Genomic DNA, 12,836 nt, shown 5'->3' with positions numbered 1-12,836 from the left:
TTAACGGCTTTGCATGCATATTTTTTTTATTTTTTCAGAACCTTCAACGTCTAAATTTAACACCCACTCTCCCCCATCATAATCTATCTTAACCGACGTTACTTTCTGACTCGATAACAGTTTGAAGTCATCTTCGGGCAAACTATAAACAAGTTGGAGCTCGTTGACATTGCGCTTTTCTGTCCCTTTTGATCCTGTCCTCCCTATACTGGATAAGCTTATCATCTGTCCTGCGGAGACGATGTATAACTTGTTTTGCTCGTTAACCATTACCGGTTGAGCAAGCGCTGCTTTTACGGTTAAATTCAAATAACGCGTGTGCCGGAAACGGACAACTTCCGCTAACACTTGTTTGATTCCCAGGAACTCTGTTTTCGTCGGACTATAAATGATTTCCCGGGGCGATTTGGTCAGCAAATTCTTCACCGTATCTTTAGGCTCCGATTGCCGTCTGACGGAATCCATCTTTTTAAATGCCTGCTTCATAGAATCTACTCTTTGTTCAATCGTTTTCTTTTGAGCAAATAATGTTATTGGAATGGTAAAGAATACCAGGCAACAGCATTTCCGTATATATGATATTAAGTTCATCTTATTGAAATATTAAAATGGTGGGGATGGTTCAGGTATAAATAAACTCACGTCTGTCGTTGGAGCAAAATTGATCACATATCCGCTATCTGCCGTCGGGCTCACACCCCCAATAAATATTCTGGCCGAAGCGGTTCCGGGCAAAGCTTTGATAAATCCATAATCAACGGGCTGGCTATCAAGCGCACCTGCACTGATCGTGACGCCCTCCGCCGGACCTGGGAAGTAATTCGAAAGGCCATTTTCAGTCACCCCAACGCCTACCGCGGAGAAAATAGTTGTGGAAGCTGGATGAGGCAAGTGTCCGGTTACCAGCAAATGTCCCTGACCATCTACCTTTAAAGTGATCGTAAACTGTTCCTGGGGTGAAGCTGCTGTGGTGGTAAGTGACTGGGTGGTCGTCGCGATATACCCAATGTTTACATTATCGATGGCTGAGGGCAGAATTCCTCCATTCACCAACCGGATCGAAAAACTTCCCGGAGAAAGTCCCATAGCGCCCATATCCACAGGTGAACTGGCTTTCTGCCCAACAGCTATATTAACGTTATTACCATTCAAATAAATCTGGTTACCACCGGAAGGGGTAAAATAAGCCGCAACATAAGAAAACACGGTCTGCGGGTAAATGTCATTTAAATGACCGGTAACCCAAAGGTGATTATTCGCATCTACAGTCCCGCTTACGCTAAAAGTATCCGTTAATCCGAGTGGTGATGTTGTTCCGGTAACCAACGTATAATCTGAGCTTCCCCGAAAGCCATAATGATCGGTCGCGGAAACCGTAAAGCTAGCCGTACCTACAGAAAGCGGTGTACCGGAAAGGATTCCGGTGGCTCCGTCAAATGACATTCCGGACGGGATACTCCCTGAAGTAATAGAAAAGGTATATGGACCATAGCCATAATATCCAATAAAGGACTGGGAGTAAGGCACGTTAACCTGCGCATTGATGATGTGTTGAGGCCCAACAGTCACCGCCGGAAGCAGGTCTACATTCAGGGTGAATTGCTGTGTTGATGAATTGTTATTGGCATCGGTTACCTTCACACTCATCAGAAAGCTGCCACCTAACGCTGGCGTTCCGGTTATCGTCCCGTCGTTGTTGAAGGTCAATCCGCCAGGTAGTGTCCCCGCTTGTTTGCTGAATGTATATGGTGCTTTCCCGCCTGTAGCCGTTATAGTGTAAATACCCGGAACAGTTTGGACCATATGCCGTGTTGAAGCCCGGTAGAACGCCAGCGGTAACACAGGCAACACCGTGCCTAATAAGGTGCTCTTATTTTTCACACCATTTGCGTAAAGCGCATTTCCTGCATCCGTTGGATGTATTCCGTCCGACAAATTATTGATAGTTGCGGGAAATAGGTTTTCAAAATCTACATACTCACAATAGGAATGGGAGGTGGCGATGGCACGCTGTACATCCCTGAAATCGTTGGCTGATGGACCATTTGACGTTAGACCATCGTCCGCTACCGTTTCACCATTCCCTCCTTCATAAAACTCCGGCCCTGTCGACTGAATGTATATTTTGGCATTGGGCCGTAAGGCTTTCAATTGTTCAATCAATGATTTATACTGGGTGTAAAATACAGGTAAAGGCGTATTAAAACCGAAATCGTTTACACCAACCTGAAACCAGTATTTGTCTACGCCGAAAGAGGCCAATTTGCCGGCAAATGTCGTGGTAAGTTCCGGTGTCGCCACATCCGTATTCAAAATCCTCCCTGCATAACCTTCGGAAAATACCTCACCCGGAAATCCATAGGCTGGATTACGCTGTAAAGCCATCATCCACACGTTATTTTGGGCGTCATTTGAAATATTATAACCCGATAAGATCGAGTCGTGCACATAAACGATACTGCCCGGCTTGGCGGTTGTAGTTTGGGTTGTAGTCGTTCCCGGGAAATATACCGCCCGTAAATAAGTACCGGCCCTACGGGTATGAGGGTCAGCGGGCAGGTAGGTTCCCTGCCCCGGCATCATGACTTCCACTGTTTTATCACCGGCCGGCAAATCATCTGCCACAAACTGGATCACCTTGGCGATATCATTTCCTTCTACCTGGTAATATTTGTATAATGTTCCGTTGATAAAGATCGCGGGCCCGGATATATGAGATGGCGTATAACCGGAAAAAGGGATATAGGCAGATGGGATCACCCCATCAAGTGGTGTCGCGGTTCCGATTGTTCCCTGCTGGACCATGCAGTTAAAGTAGGCTTTATAGCTGTCATTTTTATTCTGCACCAATAGCCCCATATTCGTGGCATTCGAAGGCGCGGTGACCTGATAGACAGGCGGCTGGCCGGCAGGCGTATTGCTCGTTAAAGCAGTCGGCGCGCCTAAAGGACTACCGTTACGATACCAGACGATGGTCGGATTGGTTGTCAGTAACCCGGAAATGGTATAGACTTGTCCTCCTGTTACCTGCGTGTAGGTGCTCACCGATCCCGCACCAGCGACAACATTGCCATTGGCATCCCATACCGTGTTATTTTGTACCTGCGTTACCGGAAACAGGTTCACGACCCGTTTATCGTAAAAATCGCGTACATATTCGATCGCTATATGCGTTGCCGAGGTCTGGAACCGCATTCTGGCATATGCAGAGTGTTGCAGGTATTTTTTTCTCGGTGCATTGTATTGATCACTCCATCCATACCAATTCTTTTCCGCGTTTCCGATCATCGATGTCTCATCAGCTCTGAACCGGGTATAGGTCGTACCTAATCCCAGCTGGGTTAGATTCAGATTAAAATTGTTCTGGAACTGGACACTGGCCTGAAGCGATGAATTTCCGCCGTTCACCATAATCGCCGCGATCATTTCCACCTGCGGATACAGATTGGTGATTGTCCAGCTGTAATTCTGGAATGCAGAAGTCAACGTAAAGGTTTTACGCGCCTGAATGCTATTATTACTGGTTGAAAGCAACTGTATTTCGATCGTCCCGCTTCCTTTGGCCGAAAACGTAAGTGTACCGTTGATATAGGTTAGCGGAACCACGGTACCCGCGGTAGAGAAGTAGGCGAACCGTCCGGCGTTTAATCCGGCTTTTTTACCCGCGTTGATCGTTGTACCATCATCGTCCGCCATCGTATATCCTGGCGGCGCCTCCATCTTCCATTCTTTGTCCATCGGGTTAGGGGTAACAAATGACCCTGCGCCGGTAGACGAGGTTGGCGGTTGATCAACCGGAGGCACAGCGCAGAATCCAGACATTTTTGCATAGTTGTAACTGATGTCTTTAATCAGGGGGGTATTTGTTTTACCCAATACTTCTTTATATACTCTGATCAGACGGCCTATAGCGTCGTAACGGTAACGCGTAAATAAATTGTTGTTATCCAAAATGTAGGTCAACTCCCCGTTTTTATTGTCGTATACATAGGCAGATGCAGACGCAGCGACTGGTTGAAAGCGAAAGTCGTCAAAATACATGCTGACCGCAGACGCGTTTTTACAACCCACAACCAACGTAGTCCCGGTGACTGCTGAAGACGGCACCGTCATTTCCAACAGACACCAGTTGGCCGCTGTTTTAGAATAGGTCTGGGTCGGTGTAACTGTAGCGCCGTTTACCGTATAATATAACTGGGCCTGGTTAAAACCGCTTCCAGTAGCGGGCTTCACCCATACGGAAACGTGATAATTTTGCGCAGCGTTAAGTTTTGCCACGGGAACGCTATAGGTAAACCCGTTATTGCCGGCGGTTACAAGCAAACTATTGGTACCGGTATGGGCATTCGTGGAATCTACGACGATTGTTCCGGCGCCTTTGCTGATGTTATTGCTGAAATAGCCATTGCTCAGTAAGGCATCTTCTGCACCGGCGTAAGCTATCTCATTATATTTTGCAGGTCCGCCGGTGATCAAAGCTTTACTGCTGTTATAACCCATCCGGGTGGCAGCATAATTATTATTGATGTCACTGGCTTCCAGAGCCGCCGAATAAACATTATACTGGGTGATCTGACTTGTTTTTTTCCAGGACGCATTACTACTGCCTCCTGAAGCAAAATAGTCTACAAACGAAGAATAAGGTGTTAGATTATTAGCAGAACTTCCTGAAGACATCCAGGAGAGACTTTTCTCCATCCGCCAAATGTTGGATTGCGAATTATCGGCAACCGCGTTTTCATTGGGATCTGTAACCGGTATCGTGTTCGACCAGGTTTGTACCGAGGCCGTCACCACGCCAATAGGTGTATTATTATTGTCAACACTAAAAGTATAATTGGACGCCTGCTGGGTGAGCATTTGTTTATGTTGAACGGCACCAGTTACATCATCATGCGTTTTTAGCCCCAGTGCGGGGTAAGCAGTACGGTTACCCGCAGCGTAGGCCGGTGTAACCTGATTAACGAAGCGGTTGCCATAAGAATCCGACGTCAATGTTTTGGTAACCGCACCTGTATAATAATCGTAAGCCAGATTGGTTTGGTCCATACGGGTTCCATTCTTATAATCGATCTGTGTCGTACCGGTTTGGATGGTTGGGAACGTCTCTTTGTCGCTTAACATTAACTCACTTGAATAATAATTGACTCCAGGCGCGGAGCTGTTATAAACCAAATGCACGTTCCCATATCTTTCCTTGATCACGCCCATACTATTATAGCTGACGCCATTGTACGATGCGAGGCGCGGCTCATAGCCCGAGACCTGATTTTGAAAAGTGGTGTTACCCAGGTCATCGTGGAGATAATGATTGATCTTTTCTGTCAGCTTATTACCGTTATTGTCATACGTGATCACCCTTTTTAAATTCCCTATCCGACTCGTGTAATCTTTAATCGACCGATCCTTCTTCGCCTGAACCTTGGCAAAACTTGAGATCCCGTTAATAGATGGAAGCGCTGGGTAAGGCGGTGCGATATTTACCGGCCCCTGGTTGTTATAATCATAAATGCCGATCATTTCCGGTTTAAAAACCTCGTATTGATAGGTAGTTTTCCCATCCACCGGAACACTTACCCCATTGGACAGGACACTGTAATCTCTCACCGTCACATATTCGTACATCACCCCAGGAGATGGCAGCTCCCTGGCTATAGCCAGTAACTTACTCTCGTTTTTATATAGCTCCTTTTTTAAAATAGGGTCCGGATAATTGTTATTGGATGTAAAGGCCTTGGAATTAAATTGAGGTACCGTGAAGGCACTTGTGATATCAAATACAAGGGGTTCATAAGAAGTAATACCCGATGAGAAAGTATCTCCGTTCTGATTTCCAGGCATGGTATAATCAAAAGAACTCTTACTGACAAAACCATTCAGATCATCTGTTATCAGGTCCCTGACCCTGATCCCCCCCCCATAAAAATGCGTAGCTCCGTTAGCTACGGCGTTCCCGCTCAATATAACTGCGATGCTGTTTCCGGAATTTGTAGGAACATACGTTCCCTGTGCTTCATTAAGTATTTGAAAGCCGTTCACGCTTTGTATATCTGCATCCATTTTGGGGTCAATTCTGACCGTAATACTATTGCCGCTTATACTTTCAATAACAGGTTTTGTCGAATATGATTCTGAATTGATAGCACTTGCGGCGTTGATGACCGGATTCGTGATATTATAAGGATTCTGTATAACGGCCTTCGAGAGAACGAAACTAATGTTATCGCCGTTTTTATAGATCGTATTGATATCCAATCCTTCGCTATTGATCGCAAACGTGTAATCATTAACGCCATTCCGGGTAAAGGACGTCATAACTAAAGATCTGTTTTTATTCAGAACAGATCGGTTATACGTATTGCCCTCATAATTTATCGCTATTTCCGCGCCGATGCTTGATGCTATTTTACGTAGTGACCACACGTCCGTTGAACTGTTGGATATCGGGGTCGTAAAGCGGGATAAATTTTGATTGCCCGTTGGCGATGGAACGTAATCTGACTTGTAGCATCCCCAATTATCGTAAGCATCATAATTGAAAGGGGGATTTTTTGTCTTTTGAACATCCAAAAGCGTAAAAATGCTCGTAGGCCCCGGAGAATTATTCAAAAATAAAACTTTAAAGGTACTACCGCCATCTGAAGTTGACAATAAGGTACACCAATAGGTTGACCCTAAGATTTGAAACGTCAGGATATCACCGACACTAAACCGGTTGGCTGTTTTGACCTGGATCATGCCCGGCTGATTGGTCCCCGCCTGATTGGTAGGCGCCTGTGTAATGAATATATTCCCCTGATTAACCGGATCCGAAGAATCCAGATCATATTGAAATTGCATAGGCGGCGTCATGGGAATCCCGCCCTTCCCCTGAAAATCAACCGATAGCAAAGTCAGTTTTCCCAGTTTCCTAAGATTATTGTCAGATGTAAAACTATTGGGTGCGCCGGGGCTTAACGAATTATCGTAATTAAACGCGATTTTTCTCAGGCATTTTGGCGGAAGGGACTCTGCCAGCTGACTGATATCCGAAATATCAATGACATTAGTTGAATTGGCACCGGTACCGATGAGGTTCCCCGTAGCCCGAATCGTTGAAATTGTAGCGTTAAATTGATCATTTTTTAATAGTAAAATAGAATTGAGTTCCAAGGACTGTACGGAAGATCCATCATAACCAGCACTTGTTGTAGGAACGCCGCTGGAATTACCGTAGGATCTGGCATCAGGCCGTTGATCTTTCACAAACAAAGCCGTATGGGTCCTGGTTTTAACGGCATCCAGGTAGTAAACATCCTTTACACCTGAAGAACAGGAGAGGAACCTGTTGTCGAGGTCAGCCTTCATACCGATGCCGGGTGTTCTCCACTCATAACCATCCGTCCATTTTCCATAGACAAATTTCACCCAGTAACCCCAATCATTATTGCTGATCATACCGGCTGTCCCTCTGGAAACATAATCGGGTCCGGTTATCGCCGTTAAATACCACGTGTAGGCATAAGGTGTATTTTTAGCTAACGTGTTCGTGTTTGATCCATCTTTATTCTGCGTATAGACTACTTCCTGGCTACTATAGGCCGGTAAAGCGTAATGATAAGTAACGCCACTGGCATTGGTGATCATAAACCCCCCTATCTGATTGGGCAGGTTAAAATCAGCCCGATTGAATCCTCCGGTCTCATCGCAATCGATAAAGCCTCTTTGCGCCGCTGTTTTATTGATAATCTGCGCATTGGTGAAATATTCTATGTGATTCGTTCCCTCTAAACGGTTGGTGGTAGCATCGTACCCATAAGTCCCGTCATTATTCCCATATTGCGGATTTCCGTCAAAATTATAGCTCTGATCGGCGCTCCAGGGCTGCCCCTGCCGGTAAGAGTTGGAAAGATCGTTAAGAAAGCGGAACTGCCATTTTTTACCGAGTGTCGGAGGTGCTGCGCTTGAGGAAATATTCTGACCATACACATCGTTACTTTGATCACCATTATTTTTCCTGTTCTGATTAAACAATACAGTTGCAAAAGCATAGGGGCGCATATTCCCTCCGAGACCTTGGGCTGTAACGCTGTAATTGTCAAAATTGGGGTAGGTTCCGCCTAACTGTTTTAAGGGATCAGGATTGTCGATAACGTTCGAATTTACCGGATCCAGCAGGGAATAGTTATCATCATCCGTCGTGTTTAGATCGGCGATAGCGTTAATGGACGAACGGTTATTTATTACCCCGTTAGCGGTAAAATTACTACTGGTGTTTGACCAATATCTCACATGCTGATAACCTAAACTGATGCTTACGCCCGGAGTAATCGGAATCGGAACGGAAAAGCCATTAGACGATGTACTTATTTTGCCCTTGTCTGCATCATTTACTGAGGCAATCGCTCCACCCCCAACCGAGAGGGAGGGTTTGATATTAGAAGTACTCAGGGATGCGCCAAGTACGGAGCTGGCGGAAGTGCTAACTCCTCCGCTTAAAGTGCCGCTTACCGTTTGAAAATTGGTTTGTAAACCAACGCTTACACTGCTTCGCAAACCGGTACCTCCAATAGCTCCCGCTGAGTAAAAGAGGTTCGTACCTACATATCCCCCACCAAATGGAGAAACCCCTATTTGCGCGCCAATTCCCAATGGTGATTTGGGCCCAAAACTTTCACCTACGCCCATTGAGCCGCCGACACCAAATCCCCGGTAAGTGTCCTGGGAGAATGACAAGCCAAAATTTACAGAAGCAGGGGTTCCCGTAAAACCGATGTTAACACCTATAGAATAAGTTGACTGGGATTGTCCAGCCCAATTATTGAGCATTGTTCCGCCGCCTCCGCTCCAGTCATCCGGATATCCGTTGACATTTCTGGCGATCGAGCCGGGATTCAGTGACCAGCCTAAACCCACCCAGGAAGCTTCTTCATTCGGTTGGATACCCGCATGATAAGACAACGCCAGCGGGTATCCCCCTTCCGGGCCAGGCACTTCCAGTAATGGCAGGCTATAGGTAAAACCTCCGGTTAATGGATTCACCATATCCGTGGTATCGATTGGTTCGAAATTGGTCGCTTCTGGTGCAGTCGGCCCGGCGGTTAAAGCATAAGCCACCACTGGCGCAAACATCTGGTTAAGCAGCGTAAAAAGCATAAAAAGGGTAATAACCCTCTTGACGTGGATTTTTCTCTTTTGGATGTTCAACATAAAGGTTGTAGTATTAATTCATCACTGCCGGTGGCAAATCGTTAATATCTTGGGTATTCATTTGAAAGTTCAGATCGCCTGTACCTAATCCGAACTCTTTAATTTTGATATATAAATGTTTCACGTTTTTGAGCTTGGCCTGATCAAATACCAGCAGTAACTGGTTAGCATGTGCCATGCCATAGGTTTGTTGAAACAGGCATCCTTCAGGAGACACTGGGTCATTTTCATCTGGGGTCAGATTAATATAATTGGTCATCTGGAATGACATCACCTGTACCAGTTCGCTGTATTTTGTAAAGGGTAATTGTTTTAACACTTCTTTATTACCTGCCGACAGTCCGAACACAAAAAAGACCTTGTTTTTTATGGCGCGATCCATGTTATTACCCGTTAATTTCGGCCAGTTCCCAGAATTGATTTTCATCAGTGCCCCGGGCTTATACCTGAGTTCCGCTTTAATGCCATTAATTTCCAACGTCTTGACTAAACCGTTCTCCGGATCGTTAATGTATTGAATCAGATCAGCCCTGGTATTTATTTTCGTTTTGCAGGACGTCCCCAAGCCAATAACAATTAAAAATGCACTGCTGCACCAAATCCAGTTTACTTTTTTCATTATTTTTTTTCAGTTGAATATTCGTTGTTCAACTCTTCCAGCACCGCCGAAGTGATATCAAGACCATCTCTCGCGTAAGCAATTGACCCTGATTGATTGGCGATTAATATCATTTTATAGTTGTGTTTTTTTCCATAGGTAACTAAAAAAGCATTAATCTGGGCAACTACGCTTTGTGTTAGTTTACCGTCCTCCTGTTTAGCATTATCCTGAATACCTCTTTGATAATCACCCAGCTGTTTTTGCTTTACCTGAATGAGTTGTTTGGCAAGAGCTTGTTCTTTAGGTGACATCGTGGCCAGGGTTTTTTCGTACTTCTGAATGGAGCTTTTTACCTCATTCGTTAAAGTATCCATATTATCCTGCCATACCTTGGCCTTTGCCTGAAATGCCTTTTTGGCCTCCAATGAACCTTTATAATCGTTAAATATCTTCGCAGAATCTACATACGCTATTTTCTCATTGCTGAAAAAATAACTAAATAATAAAAAAAGGACAACGCAGGCAACAGCTATATGATAAGCGAGAGTGAAATAATTGACTTGATTTTTGTTTGTAATTTGTTTGGGCATATATAAATTGTATTTGTATTTCGGACAGTGAGAGGATCGTTAGTCACCTCCATTTTGTTTTGCATAAAAACCAATTCCGCTAATTTCATATCCATTCTTTTGTCACCATGTCCGTTCTATTTTCTTTTTTGATCCGGCAATTAGACAAACTTCAAACAACTCGTGACACTATTATGATCCGGGAAGATGGTTCGAAATAAATAAAAGCATTAAAATATGGAGCGACTGCCTGAGGTTATCATGTCGATATCAGACGCTAAGCATAACGTCCTGTTAAAAACAGCTTTGACGGATTATCGTATAACAGGTCGTTTGGATTATTATAAGTGATAATATTCATTATGATAGTTTAGATGGACCAAAAATAATAATATTTTTAATTTAAAAATTAAATATTTTAATAATAACTATTAATTATTATTAAAATATCAATAGATAAATTCAAGACAAATAATTAACCAAAAGATCATATATTAATTAAAAAGAAATTAAATAAAACATCTTTGGTTATCAAGAATCTTATAATTTTAATCCATCATGCCTTTAAATTATCAGGCGCCCAAAGAGATAATTCCCGATTAAAATATACCAGGCCTAAGTATTGTCCGTTACCCGCAAACCAAAAGAGGACTTCATAATAGCATGAAATAATTTGTCATTTATTGCTAAAGACCCGTTTGAATTAAATTCCCTGGATCAGTGATGGAAATTTACTTCCTGATCTCCATCAGAACATCCATATTCAGCTTTCCTGCCTCGGTTTCCGCACCTTTGCGCTCCTTTTTAATGACAACTGAGCGGGGCATGCCTAGCCCCTTTGACAATTCCAAATCATACCAAAACCGGTTCAGTGCGAAAAAATCACCGGTGAAGCTCAGCTTTTGTAAGATGGCGTTCGGTGTATGGTAAAGCGTCTCCTCCACCGGAAGCCCCGTCAGTTTCACCCCGTGCTTATCTGCTAAAGCAGCAATCGTCGTAATGGTATTGCTCCGGAAAAGAGTGGTATCGGATTTGTAAAGCGCAAGAATTTTTTCCAGGCTCCTGGATTGATGTTCCAGGTAACCCGGTTGATAGGCCAAGGGCTCTCCGGCCGACACTTGACTATTTAATTCCCGGTAAACCCTCCAGTCTGCGATCGTCCTCGAAAAGGCCAGCCGGTAACAAATGATCAGTAAGACCACGGAGCCGGCGATCAGCAGATAATCTTTTTTATAGGGCCAGTATTTCCACATGTCAATAATTGATATAAAGGGTAAATTCCCCGGTATTTAATTCATGGTTATAATTGAAGCTGGTTAACTGCACGCTTTTCACCCAGCTGCGGCTTTTGATCCTGGCTATCCATTCATTGACGGGAATGATTTTTGGCGAAATACCTTTAATTTCTATCCGTCGTTCTGAAAATAGCAGTGACCGCCGGTTACGGCTCTCCCGATCATCAATTGGATTGACCGAGACCTGCTGCCAGGAAATCTCGCCGGGTAATAGGGAAGCTATGTCGTCGATCCAGGCACTTTTATGCATTCCTCCATCCCAGCCTAGTTGCTGCAGCAAAGCTTTTTTCCGGTGAATACGCCCGGACAACTGCTGCCTGACACCCGTGGTTATCGCCGAGCTGCTGACCTGCGTGGTCAGCGTTTCATTCTTGTCTTCCAGCCAACCGTATGTCAGATAGTTGCCTATTAATAACAGTAAACAAGTCAGCAGCACGACAAATCCCCTGACCTTAAATTGCCTGAGCTCCAAATCCTGTTCGTAGGCCGTTTCAAGCCCCGCTACTGAAGCCCTCACCGGCTCCAGCTTCAGCGACAATACCAGCTGAAAAACCGCCGCATAGGCCGTAAGTAATACCTGATCGATCAGCTCGTTATCCAGCTTAATGGGATAAGGAGCCAAAGCATCGCCTTCACTGTAGTGATAGTCCACCCATTCTAAAGCTTCATTGCGTATGATCCGGTGTCCGTTAAAAACAATCTCCTCATTATAAATATTCAACTGGGGCAGGATATGCTGTAAGGGAAATGGCCCCAGACTCAGCATCAGCACCCGGTAACCGGCCTGTTCTATTTTGTCGATCCAGGCATCAGCATCCGCCCTACGGATAATCGCCGCGAAGGAAATATCCGCTGATCGAAAATGCTGGATATAAAAATTCTCCATGGCCGCGTCAGGCAGCAACTGGGCAAATTCAGCTGTGCCTATCTGTCCAACACCCGCCAGTTGCTTGTACATCACCGCTCTCCCCGCCAAATTCAGTGAAACCGGCAGTTTCGGGCTAAAGTGCTTGGGCAGTTCCGTAGTACCCGAAATGGCGATGTTTTTTTTCTCCAGGTGTAACTGTTTCTCTTTCACCTGTACCTGGCAGCCCTGCAGCGTAAATCCGCCGTCGTCCAGCAAGGTCACCGAGATACCAACCGCCTGGTTAATGGCATAATAAGATTCCAGCAGGTTCATGA

6 protein-coding genes are annotated in these 12,836 nt (G+C 44.8%); all 6 read right to left on the bottom strand.

Features of this window, described 5'->3' with window-relative positions:
* Window positions 1-486 (bottom strand): hypothetical protein, encoded by a 486-nt coding sequence (locus tag AAGC65_RS01735; RefSeq protein WP_343110677.1) that lies wholly within the window; start codon window positions 484-486, stop codon window positions 1-3.
* A 117-nt stretch (window positions 487-603) separates the two neighbouring features.
* A complete protein-coding gene (locus AAGC65_RS01730) occupies window positions 604-9,135 on the bottom strand; it encodes a putative Ig domain-containing protein (protein ID WP_343110676.1) in 8,532 nt (2,843 codons plus the stop codon).
* Between the two features lie 67 nt (window positions 9,136-9,202).
* Complete coding sequence (locus AAGC65_RS01725) at window positions 9,203-9,808, bottom strand: hypothetical protein (protein ID WP_343110675.1); 606 nt, start codon at window positions 9,806-9,808, stop codon at window positions 9,203-9,205.
* Complete coding sequence (locus tag AAGC65_RS01720; protein ID WP_343110674.1) at window positions 9,808-10,380, bottom strand: OmpH family outer membrane protein; 573 nt, start codon at window positions 10,378-10,380, stop codon at window positions 9,808-9,810. Before AAGC65_RS01720 ends, AAGC65_RS01725 begins: the two co-directional genes overlap by 1 nt.
* A 710-nt stretch (window positions 10,381-11,090) precedes the next feature.
* Window positions 11,091-11,612, bottom strand: coding sequence for a hypothetical protein (locus AAGC65_RS01715; protein ID WP_343110673.1), 522 nt, complete (start codon window positions 11,610-11,612; stop codon window positions 11,091-11,093).
* Window position 11,613: 1 nt separating this feature from the next.
* Window positions 11,614-12,834 carry a hypothetical protein gene (locus tag AAGC65_RS01710; RefSeq protein WP_343110672.1) on the bottom strand — a complete coding sequence of 407 codons (1,221 nt, stop codon included), beginning with the start codon at window positions 12,832-12,834 and terminating at the stop codon, window positions 11,614-11,616.
* Window positions 12,835-12,836 lie beyond the last annotated feature (2 nt).

Origin of the sequence: Mucilaginibacter sp. (assembly GCF_039207105.1) — a bacterium.
Taxonomy (GTDB): Bacteria; Bacteroidota; Bacteroidia; order Sphingobacteriales; family Sphingobacteriaceae; genus Mucilaginibacter.
Note: the sequence above shows the minus strand (reverse complement) of the source record. Positions and strands in the feature narration are given on the sequence as shown.